Consider the following 23079-nt stretch of genomic DNA (forward strand, 5'->3'; position numbering starts at 1 on the left):
GCCCCTCATTCATATATTTTAAGTAAGAAATTTATCTTTCCACCAATTCCTTCACATTTTCTCCATAGAAATCAGTATGTGAAGTTTTTACCTGAAGCAGCTGGTACCATTTTCTGAATGCACCCACAAAAACCACAAGCATTAAAACCATCGCGACAATCGCCAAAGTAGCGAGTAAATATTGTTGTTTTGGAATATAAATATCCATCACCTGAATGTAACCTGCCCAAAATGTAATAATCGCCATGAAAACTCCAGGAATTGCCGAACATAATGCATATTTCCCACGGTTTAATCTAATCAGCATTGTTGTACAGACAATCAATCCACAAGCTGCGAGCAATTGATTACTGATTCCAAAGAGTGGCCAGATGCTGCTTACGTTTCCTGTAAAAACCAGATATCCCCAGGCAAAAGTGAACAATAAACTGCTGATGATAATTCCAGGCGTCCAGTTTTTATCATTGAATTTTGGAATTACGGAGCCCAGCATTTCCTGTAAAAAGAATCTTCCCACCCTGGTTCCTGCGTCAATTGCGGTTAAAATAAATACTGCTTCAAACATAATTGCAAAGTTGTACCAGTATGCCATCAGCTGATCCATGTAAGGGATTTTGTTGAAAATATGCGCCATTCCAACCGCCAGCGAAACCGCACCACCCGTTCTTCCATGGAGATCAATACCGATTCTTTCTGAAAAATAATCAATATCGACACCATGCAAAGCTGGATTCGCAGCCAAGAAAGCATCGTAAGTATCTTTGGGCGTATTGATGGCGAAATAATCTCCCGGCATCAAAGTACAGGCGGCAATTAATGCCATCAATGCTACGAAACCTTCTACCAGCATTGCTCCATAGCCCACAAACAGAATTTCTTTCTCTCTGTTCAGCATTTTTGGAGTCGTTCCTGTTGCAATTACCGCGTGAAATCCTGAAATAGCTCCACAAGCGATGACGATAAAGATAAAAGGTAAAACAGGACCACCGATTACCGGACCGCCACCATTGATAAACTGGCTGAGAGCAGGCATTTGAATCGTCGGATGAATCACAATTACTCCGATCGCCAACATAATAATCGTTCCGATTTTAAGATAGGTTGAAAGGTAATCTCTCGGAACCAAAAGCAACCAAACCGGAAGCACTGACGCTAAAAATCCGTACAATGGAATTGCAATTGAAATTGTTGTAATATCCCATGTGAACATATTGTTCATGGTTTCGTTCTGCATCAAACTGTGTCCACCGATAATTCCTGCAATCAACAGAACTCCACCCAAAATACTGGCGAAAGTCACTGAATTTTTTCTGTAACGCATAATCAATCCCATGATAATCGCAATAGGCATCGTGATCACTACAGTAAATAATGACCAAGAAGCTTCGTGCATCGCATTGATGCAGGCAAGAGAAAGTCCGGCAAGCGTTAAAATTAAAATGAATAAAATCGCAAAACCTGCAACTGTTCCGGTGGTTTTGCCAATTTCTTTGGATGCGATGGTTGCCAAACTCTGGCCTTTATGTCTTACCGATGCGAAAAGCACGACCATATCGTGAACTCCACCTCCCAAAACACAGCCGATCAAAATCCAGATGGCACCGGGAAGATAACCAAACTGAGCTGCCAAAACAGGTCCCACCAATGGTCCGGCCGCTGCAATAGCCGCAAAGTGATGTCCAAATAAAACATTTTTATTGGTGGCAACGTAATCTTTGCCATCAGCAAATTCTACTGCCGGAGTTGTATTTTTGTCATTTAAGCGAAGAACTTTATTAGCTAGGAAAATTCCGTAAAAACGGTAGGCAATTGCAAAAATGAGCAGGGAGGTGAACACCAAAGTAAGTGCATTAATTCCATTTAGAAATTCCATATCATTTCGATTTTATATGAATAAATATTTTAGGGTTTCCGCTTATTCATTAATGATAATGTAAGCATTCAGCCAAGATACTTATTTTCTATATAAAATAAATCAATATGTATATCAATTTAGCAAAGTTATAGATTATACTAAATTAATTTTAATTTAAATAATTGATTTACAGATATTTAAATTATTGCTTCATTTTGAAAAATACTTCTTATAACAGATAGAAATTTTTAGTAAAAAACCTACCTTTTTTGTGAAACAATATAGTCGACCATGGTATTGTTCAGCTCGTCCTGATAGGCTTTGTCGGTATCTTTAAAACCGTGATTTCCCTTTTTAACGATAACCAACTGATGTGGAGTTTGCGTTTTGTTCAACATCTTATTTAACCTTTTTGAATGTCTCACAGGTGCAATTTTATCTTTATTCCCATGTAAAATCAATGTGGGAATGGTATTTTGAGTGTAATAAAGCGGTGAAATGGTTTTGCAGGCTTGAATGACTTTTCTTCTTTCGGTATTTACGTCGTAACCAGTCATTCCTTTCGCAATATTGGTTCTGATATCTATGATTTTTTTTGAGATTAAACCCACAATAAAAAGCAATGGTTTTGGAGCTCTGGTATGCAAAAGCCTGTTCATATCAGTGGGACCGAAATTATCAACAACATAATTCACCCTCCCTGAATACTTCGAAAGTTCCTGATCTCCCACAAATTCATTATCAGGCGTATAAGCAGCCAGAAGCGACAGATGAGCTCCTGCCGAAACACCCCAATAACCAATATTTTCCGCATCAAAACCATATTGGCCGGCATTCTTTCTTACCCATCTCACTGCATCTTTGGAATCCTCAACCGGACCCGGAAAATGAACATCATCACTCACCAAACGGTAATTGACACTTAAAACGGCAAAGTTTTTCTCTGTCAGTTTTAAAATCATCTGTTCGACATAATTGTCCGGAGCTATGACTTTATCTCCCAGCGCCCATGCGCCGCCGTGGAGAAAAATAACCACCGGCAATTTATCCTGACCTGAATTTTTTGGTTTATAGATATCCAACTTTAAATCCTTGCCCTGACCGTCTTTTTTGTAGGTAATATTTTCAGTAACTACAGTCTTCTCCTGAAGCAAAACGCTTTTTTTTGTCTGCGAAATAAGGGATGCCGAAAAAAAGAAAATAAAAAACAGGTTTAGAAAAAACCTGCTCATATTTGTATTATTGATGGAAAAATTCATAAAGTAAATTTGATGAGGTGTATTATTTTACCAACTCCTCAAAAAGTTTACCAAAAGTCTTCTCCAGATCCGCAGATTTTCCGGGATGTGGTCTTGAAGTCTGTACTACAGCACTTCTCACGGCAGTCAGCCATCGGAATCTGTCGGGAATTTCAAGCATAGCAATCGGGCCGCCATCCTTTTTTCCCTCTGCAATGTTTTTAAAGCTTTCCAGATTTTTGATGATATCATCATAGTCCAACTTGCTTCTGATCAGTTTAAACTTATCCGGACAGAGATAAAATTCAACCCTGATAAATTTTTCTCTTTTCGAAAACATGACCAGTCCGATATTGAAAAATTCTTCTCTTTCAACCTTTGGTACCAGACGTATTACGGCATATTCGTATATTTTATCCTCTTGCATTTTTGGCTTCGTTTACAAAGATTTGAGAATTTTCCAGACGTGTTTTCAGGAAGTTAAAATATACATCGCGTATTTCATCCGGACTTTCTTCGGCATCATTCCAGTGAAGCCAGTCCTGAGGAATCAGATCTACAATTTCTCTGAAAAGAGTATCATTTAAAACACTGTGTGCAAACTGATCAGCTTCATCCAATTTTGAAGCCTGCGGAAGCAGAACGTGATCTTTCACATATTTAAAAGGAGTTTTCGCTGCCGTATCAAAATTCTGCCATGAATGATGGAAATAAAATGAAGCTCCGTTATCGATGACCCACAGTTCTTTATGCCACATCAGAAGGTTGGTATTCTTAAAAGTACGGTCGATATTGGTAATAAATGCATCCAGCCAGACAATTTTTGAAGCTAAAAGCGGATCAACTTTTATGCTCGAATCAAATGCGATTGATTCTGATAAATAATGTAATCCTAAATTCAGACCTTCAGAATTTTTCAGCAAATCCTGAATTTCTTCATCGGCCTCCGTTCTTCCGAAATCCACATCAAGATTTGCGAAAACCATTTCGGGAATCGGCAAGCCCAAAGCTTCTGTAATTTTTCCGCCCAGCAGTTCGGAAATCAACATTTTGACACCGTGACCCGCACCACGGAATTTTAAGACATACTTAAAATCATCATCAGCCTCAGCCAAAGCCGGCAGTGAGCCTCCCTCCCGAAGCGGAAGAATGTAACGCATCACCGTGACAGTTCGTAAATTCAACATACGCAAAAATAAGGTTTTCCTTTGTGTTTAAATCTATTTGTGCTATTTTTAGGTTTAAAATTTGTTTAATCATCCTTATTTCGAATCAAGATTATAGTGATTTCTCCTGATCTTTTTTGAATTTAAAATAAATCCGCAACATCTTCTTTAAAAAACAATACTATGAAAGTTATTAAAAAAGAAAACATTCTCCTTTCCAACCCTGATACCAAAGATTTTTTAGCTGACGCGTACTTTCCGGAAACTCAGGAGAAACTTCCTCTCGTCGTTTTCGTGCATGGCTACAAGGGTTACAAAGACTGGGGCGCATGGAATCTGATGGGTGAAAGGTTTGCGGAAGCCGGATTTTATTTCGTGAAATTTAATTTTTCCCACAACGGAACAACAATCGAAAATCCTGCTGAATTTGACGATTTGGAGGCTTTTGGAAATAATAATTATTCAAAAGAACTTTCAGATTTGAGTTTTGTAATCAATCATTTTTCAAAAGAGAATGAAGTAGATGAAAACAAGATCGTACTCATAGGTCACAGCCGTGGCGGCGGAATTTCAATTATTAAAACTGCTGAAGACATTAGAATTCATGGTTTGATAACGTTGGCGAGCGTAGATTCTCTGGAAAGATTTCCTAAAGACGGCGCTTTTGACAACTGGAAAGAGGATGGTGTGTACTTTGTGGAAAACGGACGAACAAAACAGCAGATGCCGCATTACTATCAGTTTTTTGAAGATTTTGAAAGCAATTTCCACCGTTTTGATGTTGAAAGATGCATGGAAATGGCGAAAGCTCATGTTTTGGTTGTTCACGGTACAGCAGATGAATCTGTTTCCTCCAAAAACTCAGATCATCTTCATCTTTTGAATCCAAATTCCGAACTTTTTCTGGTAGAAAATGCCAATCATGTATTTGGTGCAAAAGAACCCTGGGAAGAGAATTTCCTGCCTTACGAACTTGCTTTGGTTACAGAAAAATGTATTGATTTTCTGAATGAAAAAATTGTGAATGAGCAATTTGAGTAACTGACTTAAACGCTAAGGTCGCAAGGATTAATTTTAAACTTTGAAAATATTTTTCGTTCGCAAAGCCATTCTACTCAGCAAAATCTGATATTTATTACAAAGGGTTATTAACGCTGGTAAAAATTGAGATATCAAAACTCCCAAAGAAAAAATCTTCGGGAGTTTCTGTATAATTTAAATAAAATTTTAAGGATAAGGCGCAATTGCCACTTCGAGACCTTCCATTTCCATTGACATGTGCAATTGACAACCCAATCTGCTGTTGCTTTCAACGTGATAAGCTTCACCCAGCATCGCATCTTCTTCATCACCCATGGGTTCCAGTCCAGGATCGCTGATCACGTAAACCTGACATGAAGCACACATGGCCATGCCGCCACAAACCCCGATGGTTCCCTCCTCCGCCAATTCGTAGGAACGGATGATTTCCATTAAGTTCATGGACATATCCGTTGGTGCGACTACATCGTGGGTAACACCTTCTCTGTCGGTAATTTTAATATTGATATCAGACATAATTCCGCAAAATTAGTCAATTTTTTTCACAACCGCTTTCTCTGCTTCTTTTCTTGAACCGTCGAAACCGTCTACTCCACTCACTGTTGTATATTTCAAAACGAATTTTTTACCCGGGTTCAGTCTGTTGTAAACACTCTGGCACATCAAAGTTGCCTCGTGGAAACCGCAGAGAATCAGTTTTAGCTTCCCCGGATAAGTGTTGATATCTCCAATTGCATAGATTCCATCAATATTGGTTTGATAATCCAGAGCATTGTTTACCACGATTGCATTTTTCTCGATATTTAAACCCCATTGAGCAATTTCACCCAGTTTTGGCGTCAATCCGAATAATGGAATGAAATAATCTGTTTCAATATCAAAAGGCTCCTGCCCATCAACCGCTACGGTGATTGCTTCAACTTTTCCGTCACCTTTGATCGCAGTAACTTCTGCAGGTGTGATTAATTTAATTTTACCCTGATTTTTCAGATCCTGAACTTTTTCTACAGAATCCAAAGCTCCACGGAATTCATTTCTTCTGTGAATCAAAGTCACTTCGCTGGCAACATTAGACAGGAAAACACTCCAGTCTAAAGCAGAATCCCCACCTCCGGCAATAACTACCTTTTTATTTCTGAAATGCTCGGGTTCTTTTACGAAATATTCAAGACCTTTTTCTTCATAATCCGCAACATTTTCCATCGTAGGTTTTCTTGGTTCAAAAGTACCCAAACCACCTGCAATGGCGATGGCCTTACATCTGTGAACAGTCCCTTTGTTGGTGACCACTTCAAACCATTCGTCATCTACTTTTGTGTAGGAAACTGCTGTTTCTCCCAAAGTAAAACCAGGCTGAAACTGTTTGATCTGCTCCATTAAATTATCTACCAGTTCACCGGCATTTACAGATGGATAACCCGGTATATCAAAAATCGGTTTCTTGGGATACAACTCTGCCAACTGACCTCCCGGCTGTGGAAGTGCGTCAATGATGTGGCATTTCATTTTTAGCAAACCTGCTTCAAAAACAGCAAACAGCCCTGTTGGTCCCGCTCCGATGATTAATATATCTGTCGTTATCATACGTAAAAATTTAAATGAAAATAATAATACGCAAAAATACAAATTTTAATGCGAAGCATATTTAATTAAGTCTAAATAAAAAACTGAGATTTATCAAACCAAAAAAAGGAAAGATGGTATATTTGGCAATGTTTTTGAACCATAAAACTTTATGAAAAAATTATTCAGCATTATTTCACTTTTTGTTCTGAGTTTTACACAGGCTCAGCTCAGCAATATTGCAGACGGTGAATCCATTACCCTCCGAATTCATTACGGATTTCTGACCGCCGGAAACGCTACACTGACTACGAAAAAAGGCAATTTCCGCGGAGTTCCCCATATGTATGTAAAAGGGGTTGGCTCTACGACGGGAGCTGTAAAGGCATTTTTTAAAGTTGACGATTTATATGAAAGCTACATCAACCTTCAGACAGAATTGCCGACATTTTATGTGAGGAATGTAAAAGAAGGCAGCTACAGACAGCATTTTGAAACCAATTTTAACCATTCCAACAATACCTTACTTTTAACTGATAAAAAAAATCCGGCCAACGGAACAAAAACCATAAAATCTGTAAAGGGCGTTCAGGATATGTTGTCGTGCTTTTATTATCTGAGAAGCAGGTCTGCCAATGATCTTCGTACAGGAGCTGTAATCAATATGAATGTATGGATTGATGACGAAATGTTTGCTTTCCAGCTGAAGGTGATGGGCACAGAGACACTCAGCACCAAATTTGGAAAGATCAATTGCCTGAAAATTATCCCATCTGTGAAAAGCGGAAGAGTGTTTAAAGCTAAAGAAGGCGTAACCATGTGGGTGACCAATGATGCCAATCATATCCCTGTTCTTCTTAAAGCTGAGCTTGCTGTAGGATCTTTAAAAGCGAGTCTGGACAGCTACAAAAATGTGAAATATCCTTTAAAATTTGATTAAACTTCAGGTCAATAAAGTACAAAAGCCTTCAGGAAATTCCTGAGGGCTTTTGATTTATAAAAACTAAACTAAACTGTCGTTGTAATGAAAATAAAAACTAAAAATCGAATATAAAAATTTGATTCCTTTCCTTTTAAAGCACCTATTTACAGAGATAAACTCTGCAAATAGACTACTTTATTAGGTTAATCAATTGTGTTTTTTTATTTATATAAGTTTGTGTTTTTTTATTTTCTAAAAATAGTATCAAACGCAGAGCCTTGTCGGCTCTGCTGGTATGATACTAGGTGTTTCATCATTTGTGTCTATTCACACCAAATCAAAAATTAATATAATGAAATAATTTTCGTTACTCCCGTACTCACCGATAAGATGTGTTTTTAAAACCGAAGTTTTGTAATCACTTAATCTTATCAGGAAACCTTATGTTTACCTTGTTTGTATGAGCAATTTTCTTATGACAAAGATATGGCGGAAAGAGAGTTGTAATCAAAAAAAAGTTGTAGATATTTATCGCAGTACTTGTAGATTTTTTTCTACAAAACGTTCCGTATTTTCACGGTAATTAATGATAAGGGGTAACAAAAAATAATTTACGAGCACACAGGGCGCTAAAAAATCAATCAACTCAGCAAAATAATTATATAGCCACAACGTAAATTACAAATGCAAATTAATGATAAGAAAATGAAATTTCCTAATCAATCCAAGAAGCGATATCAAAATAAAGTGAATAAAAAATTCTAGTATTTTTTGAGCAGCGCTGCCAACTCCACCAAACTGTCGATTCCGAGTTTTTCGAAGACTCTTTTTTTCATTGTACTTACGCTGTTTTGCTTCAGACCAAGCTCATTAGCAATCTCAAGATTTCCCATACCGTCTACATACATTTTCACCACTTCAAGTTCTCTTTTAGTAAGCTTATCCAATGGATTCTGCTGATTGCTTTTCTGTAAAGAGTTCAGCAGTAAACCCTGCGTAACAGATGAGATATACCTTCCTTCCTCAACCACCTTCGTCACTGCACTTTTTATTTCTTCCTCTTCGCTTACTTTGGTCAGGAAACCGTTGGCTCCGGCGTTCAGGAAACGTAAAGCGTAATCACTTTCTTCCAAACCTGAAAAAACCAAAATTTTCAAATCGGGATTATTCAATTTAAGTTTGGGAATAATTTCCAGACTGTTGCCATCCGGAAATGCAGCATCAATTACCAACATTTCAATATTATTCTCTTCGACACAGTCCAAAACCTTCTGCAAAGTTGAGGCATGGAAAACATCACCTTCAAAACCTAAATCCTCAATAAGAATTTCAATACCCTGCCTTATAAGACTGTGATCGTCTGCCAAAAGAAAAGTTATATTTTTATGATCTGTCATTTTTCAATTCTAAATTTAAAGAGAATTCCACTCTGGTTCCTACATTTTTCTCACTTTCTACTTTAATATCACCAGAATACAGCTGGGCAAGCTCTCTGCAGAGACTCAGACCGAGACCTGCGCCCAGATTTTCAACTTTATCTGAAATCACTCCCTGATAGTACGGTTCAAATATTTTCTCCAAATCGGCTGAGGAAATCCCTACTCCTGTGTCTGTAATTACAGTTTTTAAATTCACTGTATTTCCATCTGTCTTCGAAGCTTTCGTTACTACTTTAATTTCGCCATTCTCTGTGAACTTGTTGGCATTCCCCAAAATGTTCATGAAAATCTGGTTGATTTTATTATTATCTGAATACACCTGCAGATTAGGATCAATGTCCTGTTCCACAACAAAACGGTTGTCACGTGTTTCAATATAAGGCTGCACAGAATTTAAAATAGCATCAATCTCATTCTTTAAATTAAACTCCACAGGAATCAATTTATTTTCCGCCTGCTGATTTTTTGTGTAATCTAAAATCTGATTGGCCTGAATCAACAAAGTATTATTGGTAAAACTGATCGATTTTAAGTATTCCTGAATGCTTTCATCGGTAGTTTTCTTTTTGATTCTTTTAATGAAAATATCCATAATTTTTAGTGGTGAACGCAATTCGTGGCTCAGCATTCCTAAAATTCTGTTTCTAAAGTTGAGATTTTCTGTAATCTGAAGATTAGCTTTATTCAGTTTTCTCTCATAAACAAAGGCAATTCTTGTAAGAATCATAATCAGAATTGAAACAATAAACATCAAAATCATCGACCCGAAGACAAGATATTTTCTGATTTCGTTATTTTTAGATTTCTGTTTTTCGTATTCTTTCTCCAAATCAGATTTTGAAGATTTTACAGCAGCCTCATACACATTCATCAGGCCATTGCTGTACACAAACAGATCGTTAAACACACCGTAAAAACTGTCGTTTCCTACCTGATTGTCTTTTACCCTTATTTTTACTTTATTATTTTCTACAGTATAATGATGATTGACCTCTTTAATGATGCGGTCAAAATCAGCTTTAATGCTTTTGGCAGTAGGCATTACTCCTTCTTTTACTGTGATGACAACACTGTCTTTTTCACGTTGACCCTTCCCTGAAATCGCCTCACCAAGCCTACCAAACAGTCCTTTCCTTTTAATTGTATCACTGTAAATTTTAGTATCTAAAACCACATTGAATTTTTCAAAATCATAATTCAGTTTATATTTTTGAAAATCCGGTAATTCATTCAGTTGACTGCGATCTACCTCAGAAGTATATTTTTGAGTTGAGTCAATCATTTTCTTTAAATCTTTCTCGGTAGTAATGCTGGCTTTAGGAGCAGCAATCAACTCTTTTATCTTTGGAAATTTGTTTTCGTAGCGGTTGATGTTGGCTAAATTATCATCAAGAGACTTTAAAGATGCAAAATAAGACTGCAGAAAATTTTCATCTTTTGTAGCCATAAATTTCTGAAGAAATCCCTGTGCATTCAGAATTTCTTTTCGGGACTGGTCTGTGAGATTCTCAAGAGCATGAATTTCATCAAGTTGTTTTTGTACGAAAGTGAGCTTTTTATCTTTTACAAATTCGTTGTAGAAAAATGCAGCAATAATTAACTGTATAAAAAGAATGCAAAAAATTAAGGAATAATGTACGAGTTTTCTGTATCGGAAACCATAAGGTTCTGAAATAACAATATCATTTTTCATACTCAGTCAGATAGCGTTTAGTTTAATGTGTTTTTGGTGTAAACGAAATAAAAGACCGCAAATTTACACTTATTTGTAAAACCTCACTATGGTTTGACCTAAATAAGCGAATTTTATTCTATGTCTAAATAGAACATCATTTCTTAGGTTTACATTTTCACAGAAGTAATTTACAAAAAAAATCCTATGAAAATCATAGGATTCGATATTATTTATGTTAAAATTACAAAGTTTTGAACTGTTCCAGCGTTCTAATGTCGTTTTCGAAGAACATCCTGATGTCGCTCATTTGGTAGAGAAGCATCACGATTCTTTCAATTCCCATTCCGAATGCATAGCCGGAATACTTCTCAGAATCAATGTTCACATTCTTCAGAACTGCAGGATCTACCATTCCGCAACCCATAATTTCAAGCCATCCTGTACCCTTTGTGATTCTGTAATCTGTTTCAGAATTTAAACCCCAGTACACATCAATTTCTGCACTTGGCTCGGTAAAAGGAAAGTATGAAGGCCTTAATCTGATCTTGGATTTTCCGAAAAGTTCTGTTGTAAAGAATTGAATCGTCTGTTTCAGGTCTGCAAAACTTACATTCTCATCTATATATAAACCTTCAATCTGATGGAAAATACAGTGCGAACGTGAAGAAACTGCTTCATTTCTGAACACTCTTCCCGGAGAAAGAATTCTGATCGGCGGCTGATTTTCTTCCATATATCTGATCTGAACCGATGAAGTATGCGTTCTCAATAGAATATCGGGATTCTGCTCGATGAAGAAAGTATCCTGCATATCTCTTGCCGGATGGTATTCAGGAAGATTTAACGCCGTAAAATTGTGCCAGTCGTCTTCAATTTCAGGACCGTCTGCCACGGCAAAACCAATCGATTTAAAGATTTCGATAATTCTGTGTTTCACGATATTGATAGGATGTCTTGAACCTAAATCCAACGGAAAGGCAGGCTTCGTTAAATCATCTTTCTCAAGAATAAGCGAAGATGAAGAAGCATTTTTAAGATCTTCAAGCTTTACAGCAACTGCATTTTTAAGAGTATTGATCTTTTGTCCGAATTCTTTTTTCTGATCATTGGGAACTTCTTTGAATTTTTCAAAAAAATCATTTAAAATTCCTTTTTTTCCACTGTATCTGATACGGAAGTTCTCGATTTCATCCTTCGAAGTCGAATTGAAATCGTTTACTTCCACCAAAAGCTCTTCTATCTTTTCTATCATTATATTACCCTTTCAAAAAATGTTTGTGCAAAAATACGATTTTCAGTTTAAAAAACGTTTTCAATTTATCATAAAAAAATCTGTTTCGGCTGAAACAGATTGGTATATTTTAAACAGGTGAAAATTATTTCTGTTCATTGCCTTTCACTCGAATCTGCAGTGTAACTTCGTTTTTAATCACCCCGTTGGCTGCCGGCGACTGAAATTTCACTCCGTATTCTTCTCTCATAATATCCTTTGGTTCTGTCGCAATGTTGACCTCACTTCCGTTTACAGAAACATTTGCTTTAAACTGCACAGGTTTAGAAATTCCCTTTATCACCAAATTTCCATCAAGTAAAGTATTGTAATCACCATCAGCAGTCGGAGTTACTTTTGTAATTTCGTATGAAGCGGTAGGAAATTTTTCAACCTCAAAAAAATCTGCACTTTTCAGATGACTGTTGAGTTTTTGCTGATCTTCTTTTTTATCTTTTAAATCTTCCGAGCTCAAAGTCGACATATCTGCAACGAATTTCCCGCTTTCCAGTTCGCCATCTTTTATGGTCACGTCGCCGCTTTCAAATTTGATATTTCCAAAATGACTTGTATTTTCAGATTTGAAAATCTTGTAACCCTTCCACTCCACTCTGCTGTTGAGGGTATCTAAAACGAATTTTGCACCGTCTTTGGTTGTGATCACGTCATTGGATTCGCTGTTGAGCGGCTTTTCTTTTCCACATGAAACCGCCAATCCACCAACGGTAAGAGACATCATTAAAGGTAAAAGTATTTTTTTCATCGGTTTAGATATTATTAAGATAAGAATCAACATTAAAATCAATCACCATCAAGGCTGGACGTTAATGTGTCTTCATTTTTAAATTTTAAAAGGCAAAATTACTAAAAAAACACAATTTTTTGGCAAAAACCTTACATTTGTGTTATGCTTTTGGAAATTAACAACCTCTATTTTTCATATTCTGAAGACCAGCCGCTTTTTCAGAATCTCAATCTGAAATTCGATGCCGGAAAAATTATCGCGCTTGCAGGCGAGAGCGGTTGCGGAAAATCTACACTTTTAAGCCTGATTTACGGCCTTCTCAACTGGCAAAGCGGGGAAATTATTTTTGATGGCAAGAAAACTTTCGGACCAAAAGCCAACCTCGTTCCCGGCGAACCTGAAATGAAATATGTTGCTCAGAATTTTGATTTGATGCCTTACGCAACGGTTGCTGAGAACGTAGGAAAATTCCTTTCAAACATCAATCTTTCAAAAAAGAAAGAAACAGTAAATGAACTATTAGAAGTTGTCGGATTGACAGAATTTGCCAATATTTTACCGAAATATCTGAGTGGCGGACAGCAGCAAAGAGTTGCCATTGCGAGAGCACTTTCAGTTTTGCCTAAACTACTGGTTTTGGATGAACCGTTTTCCAATCTTGATTTTTCCCGAAAAATTGAGTTGAGAGAAAGGCTTTTTAAATATGTAAAACAAAATAATATTTCGCTGATTATTTCTACACATGAAATTCAGGATGTGTTGCCGTGGCTGGATCAGATGGTGGTTTTGCAGAAAGGAAGATTGATTCAAAATGAAAGTCCGGAGGAAATTTTTAATAATCCTTACAATGAATATGTTGCTAAACTTTTCGGAGAGGTGAATATTTTTGGTGAAAAAGAACGTGAAGAATTTAAACTGAAAAAATTCTCATACGACCCACGGGCAATAAAAATTTCTGAGGAAGGCTGGGATGCTGAAGTGGTGGAAAGCCGTTTCGCAGGCAGCTATTACTGGAACAAAGTCATTTCAAAAAACAAAGAAATTATTGTTTACACGGATGAAAAAACAGAGGGATCTGTTAATATAAATTTTATTTAAACCTCAGTAAAGCAATAACTTAATGTTAATATGTGGATAAATAAAAATGATGCGGGATTGTAATTTCGTTATCTTCGCAGTCCACAACATAAGGAAATTCTTGGTTAATTCTCTTTCTGCCTTCCAGACCAAAGTTAGCAATCAGCAATCAGGTCTTTGAAAGATTACACTGTCCAATTCTTTCCTTTTTTTATTTGTCGAAGATTCTGATATTTAAATCCGAGAATTTGAGCTGAAATAAATACGATTAATAAACAAACTATTTCCATAGAAAACTCTCTTTCCAAAGAAGCATAGATGAGTATCATCAAAAAAAACAATGTAGCATTTGTAATTACAACCGGTAACAGACCTTTTCTTTTCATTATAAAAAAAAGAATATTTTCTAAAACAGCAGTGTAAAAGAATAACCCTGCAAAAATCATAAAGATGCCAAAACCTGCCAGCAGGATTTCTTCACCCGTTTCAGTATTAAATGCGCTGAACATGATCCAGCAAAATAAAAATCCGGCTCCGGAAGCCAGTATATTTCTCAGAATATTATTTAAATAGATTCTGTTTGAAAGCCCATCTGTTTTTTCCATCTCTACAATTCCGACTCCAAAAATCAGGCCTTCTTTACAAATTCAGATTTTAAAGCCATTGAGCCAAAACCATCAATTTTACAGTCGATATTGTGGTCACTGTCTGGTCTAAGGCGAATATTTTTCACTTTCGTACCGGCCTTCACAGGTTTCGGAGCACCTTTTACAGGTAAGTCTTTTACCACGACTACAGAATCGCCATCTTTCAGTTCATTTCCGTTGGCATCAAGAATTTTATCTGAATCATCAGTTTCCGCAGGATTCCACTCGTTGAAACACTGCGAACAAACCATCAGATCATCCTGTGCATAAGTAAATTCAGACTGACATTTCGGACAAATCACTGCGTCGCTCATTTTTTTAAGTTTTTGCAAAGGTAGGGTTTTGAGATGGAAGATGGAAGAGTGAAGTTGGAAGAGTGTAGTTGGGAGATGGAAGATGGGAGATGGAAATTGGAAGTTATAAAGATTTCGCTCCTACAGAGCTTTTTGAGAATTCTGCATTTCAACTACAAAGGTTTTGCTCCGCTGGTGCATTATTCAGAATGCGATAAATTTAATCTTATGATAAGGATATCTGAATTAGACAATCGTTAAGAAGAATTAAATAAAAACATTGAATTTTAAACATTGAATCTTGAATTAAAAATATTGAATCTTGAATTTCAAACATTGAATCCTGAATTTTGAACCTTAAATATTAAATTTTCAATCTCAAATCTCAAACTTCAAATCTCAAATTTAAAAATTGTATTTTTGCAGATTCAAACAGCTTACAGCAATTTATGGAATTAATTCACAGAAACCTCGCCATCGGTATTCACGATGCTTTGCAGGAAACTTTTTTCGAGAAAAACAAATATGCAGACAAAGTAATAGAAAGACTTCTGAAATCCCACAGACAATGGGGAAGTCAGGATAGAGCTGTTGTTTCTGAGATTTTCTATAATATCATCCGCTGGAAAAAACGCCTTGAATATTATATGGGCGAAGGTGTGAAGCCCAATAATATTTACAAGTTGATCATCGCTTATCTGCTGTGGAGCAAAACCAATTATAAGAGATTTGAAGAATTTGAAGGCATCAAAATAGCCGACATCACTACAAAACTTAAAAAAGGAACTGTTCCTACCAAAGCCATCGAACATTCAATTCCGGAATGGTTAGTTGAAACTCTGGAAAGAGAATTAGGTGAAAAATGGGAAAAGGAAATGATTGCCCTGAACGAAAAAGCACCTACTGTTTTGCGTGCCAATTCGTTGAGAACAACACCGAGAGAACTTATTTCTGATCTTTCAGACGAAAATGTAAATGCCTTTACCGTAAGAAATTATCCTGATGCGGTACAGCTTGAAGAGAAAAAGAATGTATTTCTTACCACAGCTTTCAAAGAAGGTCTGTTTGAAGTACAGGATGCCTCTTCACAAAAAATCGGCTATTTTCTTGATGTAAAAGAAGGCCAGAGAGTGGTTGATGCATGCGCTGGTGCAGGTGGAAAAACCCTTCACTTAGCTGCTTTGATGGGAAATAAAGGACAAATAATCGCTCTTGATATTTTCGAATGGAAATTAGCCGAACTGAAACGCCGTGCGAAAAGAGCCGGAGCCCACAACATCGAAACGAGAGTGATCACCGATACCAAAGTCATCAAAAGACTTCACGATAAAGTAGACAGACTTTTGATTGATGCGCCATGCTCAGGTTTGGGTGTTTTGAAAAGAAACCCCGACAGCAAATGGAAAATCGATCAGGATTTTATCAACAGAATCAAAAAGGAGCAACAGCAGATCATGCAGGATTACTCTAAAATGCTCAAAGTAAACGGCAAAATGGTGTACGCAACCTGTTCGATCTTACCTTCAGAAAACAATTTACAGGTGGAAGAGTTTGTGAAAAACAATCCGAATTTTAAATTAATCAAAGACGAAAAAGTAATGCCAAGCGAAGGCTATGACGGTTTTTATATGGCTTTGATTGAACGAGTTTCGTAAAAAAAATATATTTAAAAGTAAAAAATCCGCTTCACTTTATTTTGAAGCGGATTTTTTATAAAGTTCTACCCACGCTGATCTTTTCTCATTTAAATCTGTTCAATCAGCAAACTCAGCGGGAAATCATTTCAATTACTTCGCCCTGTTCTGATCATCAAATTTCAGTTCTTTCGTGGCGCCTTTCACATCGTTATTTCCGAATTTATACGTCACAGACAAGCTTAAATTCCGGCTGATTCCCTTAAAATAATATTGTGTACTGAAATCCTGATAAAACTCTGTCCCTTTTTCTCTTTCTGTATTTAAAACATCATTCATCAAGAGATTCATGGTGAGTTTCTTATCCATTAAATTTAATTTTAAACCTGAATACACAGAAGTAACACCTTTGAAAGACGTATTTCCTTCTTTGTAAGGAATATTTCCCCACGCACCCAGCATGAACGAAACAGTTTTGGATTTATTCAGGAAAAAAGTATTGTCAAAGTTAAAATCAGAACCATAACTTCCCGGCATCTGAACCGCATCTTCGACAAATGTTTTTGAAGTTACGTAATAGGCATTCACAAAAATATTAGACTCAAGCCAGCTTTTTTTGGTATAATTATAACTTAAACTTATTCCGGTTTGGTTTTGATTATAAAAATTGAAGATGATGGTGTACTTCAATCCATCATTGATACGTTGCAGTCTGTCCCAGTCATTTTTACTGTAGTTATGAAAGGCTGTAAGCGTAAAATTATTCTTTAAAACATAACTGAATTCCACGTTATCTGTAAATGAAGGTCTTAAAAGAGGGTTTCCACTTGAATATTCAAAAGCCGAACTGATGTATCGGAAAGGATTTAAATCTCTGAACGACGGCCGGTTAATTCTCTTTGAATAATTGATCGAAAAAGCATTATTTTCATTCGGTTTATAGCTGATGTAAGCCGTTGGGAAAAATTTTCCATAATGATTTTTGGTGGTTAAATTTTCATTGGGCGAAATTCCTGTAAGCTCTGTAAATTCATATCTCAAACCTGCTTTAGCACTCCATTTATCAGAAATTTCGTAGTTCCCTGAAATATAAGCTGCGTAATTATTTTCGTCATAGAAAAAATTATTGCTTTGGTTGAAATTCATGGTCGGAATTCCGTTATTCAAATCATAATAATTAAAGAAAGAATCATTTTTAATTTTGGTAAATTTTAAGCCGGATTCTGTTTTAAATTTCCTGAAGTTTTTCTCTAAATCTGCCTGTCCTGAATAAATCCGGTACTGATTGATTGGATTGATGTAAGTAGAAATCAGCTGATCAGTTTGTGTATTGTAATAATCGTCTGCATTGGCATTATTTGAAATTAGATTCCCTGAAACACTGAGCTTGCTGCCCAAACTGTCTATTTTAACATCATAAAACAGGGTCGCATAATGATTATTTCTGTGATTAAAAGCCAACGCATCTGAAGAAAAAGACCGCTCACCCGCTTCATCTTTTATAGCGGAAGTATTTTTCACAGTCTCAACAGGATTGGCAAAAAAATAATTATAGCTCCCGCCAATAGTGCTTTTGTCTGATAATTTATATTCCAGTTTCAGGTTGGTGCTTTTGTTGCGGAGATTATTAAAAAAATAGCTGTCTGTATTCCAATAGCTGTCATTTCCGGAGCTGTATTCATATCCTTTCATTCGCCAGTAGAAATTTCCGTCGGTGAAACCTGCAGATGCAGAGAGTTTTTTGCCCTGATAATTCAACGTTGCGCCATATCTTGTAGAAACTGAAGGCACATTCCAATACAGATTTTTAAGACTTGATTGCAGCGAAACATTCCATCCTAAACCAGTATTTTTTTTGAGGACAATATTGATCAGACCGCTTTTTCCCTGAGCTTCATATTTTGCTGGTGGCGTTGTGATGACTTCAATTTTCTGAATATCATCCGACCTTAAATTTTTAAGATAATTGATGAGTTCTTCTCCCGAAATATTCAACAATCTGTCGTTGATCATCACAGCGACACCACTTTTTCCGGCAATGCTGATGCTTTTATCGGTGGCGCGAAGCATTGGCGTTTTTGCTAAAGCTTCCACCGCATCTAAACCTTGTGAGGCGATCGAATTTTCTACATTGAAGACCAGTCTGTCTACTCTTCTTTCAATAATTTTATTTTTTGCAGTAACCACAACACCTTCAATCTTCTTCTCCTGAATTTTAGACTTGTTTTGATTATTATCAATTTCAAAATTTTTAAAAACATCATCTTCAATTTTTAAAACTTCGGAAAGAACAAGCTCGCCCTCATTAAAAATTTCGAAATTATAATCGCCTTTTTCTTTTACCTGAATTTTAAAATGACCTTTTTCATCAGTGATCGCTGAAAATTTTAACTGATTTTTTTTAAGAATAATTTCGGCATAAGAAACAGGTTTTTTGTCTTTTAGAATAACATTTCCTTCAACAGTTTGTGAAAAAATAAACGATTCGCAAAGCATCATCAACAGTACAAAAAATCTTTGCATTAAATTTGAGTTTGAAAGTAAGACAACAGTATACTAAGTTTTATTACATCTGATAATTTAAATTCAAAATAACTGCTCAGATTATCATAATAGCTATTTTTATAAAATTAATATGATGTAGGTAATTAGTTTTTAACGGTTTGTTTGTCATTCCGTAGGAATCTCAATACACTAAAAATAAAACAGTTTAGATTCCTACGGAACGACAAAATAACTAATGATTTTATTGTCATGAGTGAAAACGGACATTCATAAAATTTAAAAGCAAATCTACTGAAGTGAACTGAAATATTAGACTTAAAAATTATCTTTGTAAAAACCATCTTTACATCATGCAAAAATCAATTCTCCTATTTTGTTTTTTAGTTTTATCCATTTTAAATCATGCTCAGATTTACGAGATCGAATACGAAAGTTCCTACAACGGAAAAGTACAATCTGATCAGTCCAAAACGATAGCCTGGGTGAGTGAAACAGAAAATTATATTTTAAACACAAATATTAAAAATCAAAAGACAGAATTTCCCTTTGAGATAAGTAAAATCGAAAAACCAAGCAACACGATTGTCTCTTTCGGATTTTTAAATTCAAATAAAATCGTTTCAACTTCTGATTCTGAATCTATTGCTAAACAGGAATTTGAAATGACTTCAGAAACCAAAAAAATCCTTGGTTACAACTGTAAAAAAGCAGTCACAAAAATCAATTCAAACACCATCGAAGTTTGGTACACCAATGATTTAAAAATGAAAGGCGGACCATCAAGTCTTGGACAGAATTTGGGATTGGTTCTTCAAATTGAAAGAAACGGAAACTCAGCAACAACTGCAGTTTCCATTAAAAAAATAAAGAAAACAGGCATTGAAAAAATTATTAATAAAGAACCAGCGAAAACCGACCTTTTAAGTTACAGAGATTTGCTGTGGAGAAGTAAATTTACCACAATAAAAGTTTTTGAAAATGAAATAATCAATTTTTCGGAAGAATCAAAATCAAACGACAGTATAAAAAGATTTGCCAATGGAACAATCATTTTAAAGAAAGTAAAGTTCCCTAAAATTTCCGCAGGAGAAAACATCTTTGTGGAGGTAAAACAGCAGTCCAACGGCGATGCTTATGACAGAACCGGAACCGTTTTCTACATTCCTGAAGATAAAAAACAAAGTTTTTTCGACGGTCTTCAAAATGGCGTAAAAACACTTCCGCTTTTTGAGAACGGCAACGGGAAACAATATTACGGCGTAACAGCTACAGAAAATTATCTTCCGGCAGTTGAAATGATGCGTTTTTTCACCTCTTTCGGGATAAATAAATTTAATCATATCCAATTGAAAGATAAGGTTTGGCAAACAGTAAGCCCGTTTCGGCAGGATATCACTGAGTTAAAACCTGCACTTTCCGAAAAAGAAATCTGGATTGGAACATTCATCGGAAATTATGACAAAGGTGGTCATAAAGTAAGTTTAGACATTACAATTCACAAAAGCTCGCAGCAGGTTCACAAAAACAATATGGTAATTCCTGTTTTCAGCACCATCAATATTATGGAAATGGCAGGTCAGGATTATTCGACCATGTTCAGCAGCGAAAAAGGTCTTGAAGTGGAATTCACCCTTGATAGAGAAATTAAAAATATTACCATGCGATACATAACAACCGGACACGGCGGCTGGGAAAACGGCGACGAATTTATCCAAAAATCCAACACGATTCTGGTTGACGGTAAACAGATTTTCTCATTCATTCCCTGGAGGTCAGAATGTGGTTCTTACCGACTTTTCAATCCCGCTTCAGGCAATTTTGCTGATGGACTTTCTTCTTCAGATTTGAGTCGCTCAAACTGGTGTCCCGGAACTGTTACCAATCCTCAGTTTATAGAAATGGGAAATTTAAAAGCAGGGAAACACCGCATTCAGGTTAAGATTCCTCAGGGTGCTTCAGAAGGAAGCAGTTTCAGCGCATGGAATGTTTCGGCTGTTCTTTTGGGTGAGGGCTAAAAAAACAAAACCTCCTTGCAATTGACTTGCAAGAAGGTAAAAACACAAATGATGAAAAAAAATTATTTCGGTTCAAAGTACGGGAATTTTTTTCATATCACCAATACCTAATTACCATTATTTTATAAAAAATTTCAATTTTCCTGATTTTTAAAGCTTTCAATGCTTCTAAGTGAAAAATTTTAACCAAATCAATAAATCCTTATTGATAAAATTAATTTAATTAATCAGATAGAACTATTTAGTTAAAAATATTAGGCAATCTACAAATTAATTTGATAAAATTTAATTATAATTTTACTTTTGTCTTAAATAAATAAAATATGTGCGGAATTGTATGCCTGTTTGATGCTAAACAAAACACAGAAATCCTCAGACCTCAGGTTCTGGAGATGTCAAAAAAAATTCGTCACCGTGGCCCGGACTGGAGCGGAGTCTTTCAAAGCGAAAAAGTAGTTTTCTCTCACGAAAGACTGGCAATTGTAGATCCTACTTCAGGAAAACAACCTTTATTTTCCAAAGACACAAATATTGTGTTGGCAGTCAACGGTGAAATTTACAACCACAGAGAGCTGAAAACAGAATTTCCCGATTACGAATTCCAAACTGAATCAGATTGTGAAGTCATCATCGCTTTATACGAAAAATACGGCAAAGATTTCATCGAAAAACTAAACGGAATTTTCGCTTTCTCTTTATATGATATCAAAAACGACGTTTATCTCATCGCGAGAGACCACATGGGTATCTGCCCGCTCTATCAGGGTTGGGACAAAAACGGAAACTATTATGTAGCTTCCGAACTCAAAGCTTTGGAAGGGGTCTGCAAATCCATCGAAACTTTTTTGCCCGGTCATTATGTTTTCAGCCCTGAAGGTTCAGAACTTCAGCAGTGGTACACAAGAGATTGGGTAGATTTTGATGCAGTAAAAGATAATGAGACAGACATTGCTGCAATCAGAAAAAGCCTTGAAGAGGCGGTTCACAGACAATTAATGAGTAATGTTCCTTATGGCGTTTTGCTTTCCGGCGGTTTAGATTCATCCATTATTTCGGCAGTTACGGCAAAATATGCCAGACAAAGAGTTGAAAGCGGCGATACTCAGGAAGCATGGTACCCGAGATTGCACAGTTTTGCAGTTGGATTGGTTGGCTCACCTGATCTTGAAGCTGCCAGAAAAGCTGCAGATCACATTGGAAGTGTGCATCACGAAGTTCATTTTACTGTTCAAGAAGGAATTGATGCTGTAAGAGACGTTATTTATCATTTGGAAACTTACGATGTGACAACGATCAGAGCTTCTACCCCAATGTATTTGCTTGCAAGAGTGATTAAATCGATGGGAATTAAAATGGTTTTATCAGGCGAAGGTTCTGACGAATTGTTTGGCGGATATTTATACTTCCACAAAGCTCCAAATGCAAAGGAATTCCATGATGAGACGGTGAGAAAATTAGGAAAACTTCATTTATATGACTGTTTGAGAGCGAATAAAGCTTTGATGAGCTGGGGAATTGAAGGAAGAGTTCCGTTTTTGGACAAGGAATTTATGGATGTTGCCATGAATGTAAATCCTGCAGATAAAATGATTAAAAAATCTGAAGGAAAAATCGAAAAATGGGTTCTCAGAAAAGCATTTGAAGATCTTTTACCAGAATCTATCGCATGGAGACAGAAAGAACAGTTCTCAGATGGAGTTGGATATTCATGGATCGACAGTCTGAAAGAAATTGCTGAAAAATATGTGACGGATGAAATGATGACCAATGCGAAATTCAGGTTTCCTCTGAACACTCCGCAAAATAAGGAAGAATACCGTTACAGAACCATTTTTGAAGAACAGTTCCCAAGCGAAACGGCTGCGGCAACTGTCCCGTCTGTTCCTTCAGTGGCTTGCTCCACTCCTATTGCTTTGGAATGGGATGAAGCATTCAAAAAGATGAATGATCCGAGCGGAAGAGCTGTGGTTTCGGTACACGAAGATTCTTATTAA

19 protein-coding genes are annotated in these 23079 nt (G+C 36.3%); 6 read left to right on the plus strand and 13 right to left on the minus strand.

The features are described 5' to 3' along the window. Positions 1-31 precede the first annotated feature (31 nt). The 4 genes from NG809_RS05745 to NG809_RS05760 all read right to left on the minus strand — a co-directional run bounded on the left by NG809_RS05745 (position 32) and on the right by NG809_RS05760 (position 4280). On the minus strand, positions 32-1873 hold the full coding sequence (locus NG809_RS05745; protein WP_185113749.1) for a carbon starvation CstA family protein: 1842 nt from the start codon (positions 1871-1873) through the stop codon (positions 32-34). A gap of 242 nt (positions 1874-2115) precedes the next feature. Continuing rightward, positions 2116-3114, minus strand: a complete 999-nt coding sequence (locus tag NG809_RS05750; protein ID WP_262148844.1) for an alpha/beta hydrolase — start codon at positions 3112-3114, stop codon at positions 2116-2118. A 22-nt stretch (positions 3115-3136) separates the two neighbouring features. Further along, a complete protein-coding gene (locus tag NG809_RS05755) occupies positions 3137-3520 on the minus strand; it encodes a DUF3037 domain-containing protein (RefSeq protein ID WP_262148845.1) in 384 nt (127 codons plus the stop codon). Beyond that, positions 3507-4280 carry a HipA family kinase gene (locus NG809_RS05760; protein WP_262148846.1) on the minus strand — a complete coding sequence of 258 codons (774 nt, stop codon included), beginning with the start codon at positions 4278-4280 and terminating at the stop codon, positions 3507-3509. Before NG809_RS05760 ends, NG809_RS05755 begins: the two co-directional genes overlap by 14 nt. A 162-nt stretch (positions 4281-4442) precedes the next feature. On the opposite strand from NG809_RS05760, the gene NG809_RS05765 reads away from it, so the two are divergent. After that, a complete protein-coding gene (locus NG809_RS05765) occupies positions 4443-5300 on the plus strand; it encodes an alpha/beta hydrolase family protein (RefSeq protein WP_262148847.1) in 858 nt (285 codons plus the stop codon). Positions 5301-5486: 186 nt separating this feature from the next. Here NG809_RS05765 and NG809_RS05770 read toward each other — a convergent pair whose 3' ends face one another. Continuing rightward, positions 5487-5816, minus strand: a complete 330-nt coding sequence (locus NG809_RS05770) for a 2Fe-2S iron-sulfur cluster-binding family protein (RefSeq protein ID WP_262148848.1) — start codon at positions 5814-5816, stop codon at positions 5487-5489. A gap of 12 nt (positions 5817-5828) precedes the next feature. After that, a complete protein-coding gene (locus NG809_RS05775; RefSeq protein ID WP_262148850.1) occupies positions 5829-6884 on the minus strand; it encodes an NAD(P)/FAD-dependent oxidoreductase in 1056 nt (351 codons plus the stop codon). A gap of 151 nt (positions 6885-7035) precedes the next feature. Between NG809_RS05775 and NG809_RS05780 the strand changes: the two genes are divergently transcribed. Continuing rightward, positions 7036-7803, plus strand: a complete 768-nt coding sequence (locus tag NG809_RS05780) for a DUF3108 domain-containing protein (protein WP_262148852.1) — start codon at positions 7036-7038, stop codon at positions 7801-7803. A 743-nt stretch (positions 7804-8546) separates the two neighbouring features. Here NG809_RS05780 and NG809_RS05785 read toward each other — a convergent pair. From NG809_RS05785 to NG809_RS05800, 4 genes are all read right to left on the minus strand, one after another. Continuing rightward, entirely contained in the window at positions 8547-9182 is a 636-nt protein-coding gene (locus NG809_RS05785; RefSeq protein ID WP_262148854.1) for a response regulator, read from the minus strand. Next, positions 9169-10917: a sensor histidine kinase gene (locus NG809_RS05790; RefSeq protein WP_262148855.1), complete on the minus strand. Its 1749-nt coding sequence runs from the start codon at positions 10915-10917 to the stop codon at positions 9169-9171. The genes NG809_RS05785 and NG809_RS05790 overlap by 14 nt, the downstream gene beginning before the upstream one ends. 223 nt (positions 10918-11140) lie before the next feature. Then, the gene (pheS, locus tag NG809_RS05795; RefSeq protein ID WP_262148857.1) at positions 11141-12151 is read right to left on the minus strand and encodes a phenylalanine--tRNA ligase subunit alpha; all 1011 of its coding nucleotides are present in this window, start codon (positions 12149-12151) and stop codon (positions 11141-11143) included. Positions 12152-12275: 124 nt separating this feature from the next. Then, positions 12276-12932: a YceI family protein gene (locus tag NG809_RS05800; RefSeq protein WP_262148859.1), complete on the minus strand. Its 657-nt coding sequence runs from the start codon at positions 12930-12932 to the stop codon at positions 12276-12278. A gap of 144 nt (positions 12933-13076) precedes the next feature. On the opposite strand from NG809_RS05800, the gene NG809_RS05805 reads away from it, so the two are divergent. Further along, on the plus strand, positions 13077-14012 hold the full coding sequence (locus tag NG809_RS05805; RefSeq protein WP_262148861.1) for a sulfate/molybdate ABC transporter ATP-binding protein: 936 nt from the start codon (positions 13077-13079) through the stop codon (positions 14010-14012). Positions 14013-14176: 164 nt separating this feature from the next. On the opposite strand, the gene NG809_RS05810 is transcribed toward NG809_RS05805, so the two are convergent. Together NG809_RS05810 and NG809_RS05815 are read right to left on the minus strand one after the other, a co-directional pair. Then, on the minus strand, positions 14177-14500 hold the full coding sequence (locus tag NG809_RS05810; protein WP_262148862.1) for a hypothetical protein: 324 nt from the start codon (positions 14498-14500) through the stop codon (positions 14177-14179). A gap of 119 nt (positions 14501-14619) precedes the next feature. After that, positions 14620-14952 carry a zinc ribbon domain-containing protein YjdM gene (locus NG809_RS05815; RefSeq protein ID WP_262148864.1) on the minus strand — a complete coding sequence of 111 codons (333 nt, stop codon included), beginning with the start codon at positions 14950-14952 and terminating at the stop codon, positions 14620-14622. A gap of 428 nt (positions 14953-15380) precedes the next feature. Between NG809_RS05815 and NG809_RS05820 the strand changes: the two genes are divergently transcribed. Further along, complete coding sequence (locus NG809_RS05820) at positions 15381-16586, plus strand: RsmB/NOP family class I SAM-dependent RNA methyltransferase (RefSeq protein ID WP_262148866.1); 1206 nt, start codon at positions 15381-15383, stop codon at positions 16584-16586. Between the two features lie 132 nt (positions 16587-16718). Here NG809_RS05820 and NG809_RS05825 read toward each other — a convergent pair whose 3' ends face one another. After that, positions 16719-19088, minus strand: coding sequence for a TonB-dependent receptor domain-containing protein (locus tag NG809_RS05825; protein ID WP_262148868.1), 2370 nt, complete (start codon positions 19086-19088; stop codon positions 16719-16721). A 332-nt stretch (positions 19089-19420) separates the two neighbouring features. On the opposite strand from NG809_RS05825, the gene NG809_RS05830 reads away from it, so the two are divergent. After that, positions 19421-21085, plus strand: a complete 1665-nt coding sequence (locus NG809_RS05830) for a GLPGLI family protein (RefSeq protein WP_262148870.1) — start codon at positions 19421-19423, stop codon at positions 21083-21085. 323 nt (positions 21086-21408) lie between these two features. Continuing rightward, positions 21409-23079 carry an asparagine synthase B gene (asnB, locus tag NG809_RS05835; RefSeq protein WP_262148872.1) on the plus strand — a complete coding sequence of 557 codons (1671 nt, stop codon included), beginning with the start codon at positions 21409-21411 and terminating at the stop codon, positions 23077-23079.

The organism is Chryseobacterium foetidum (assembly GCF_025457425.1).
Classification (GTDB): domain Bacteria; phylum Bacteroidota; class Bacteroidia; order Flavobacteriales; family Weeksellaceae; genus Chryseobacterium; species Chryseobacterium foetidum.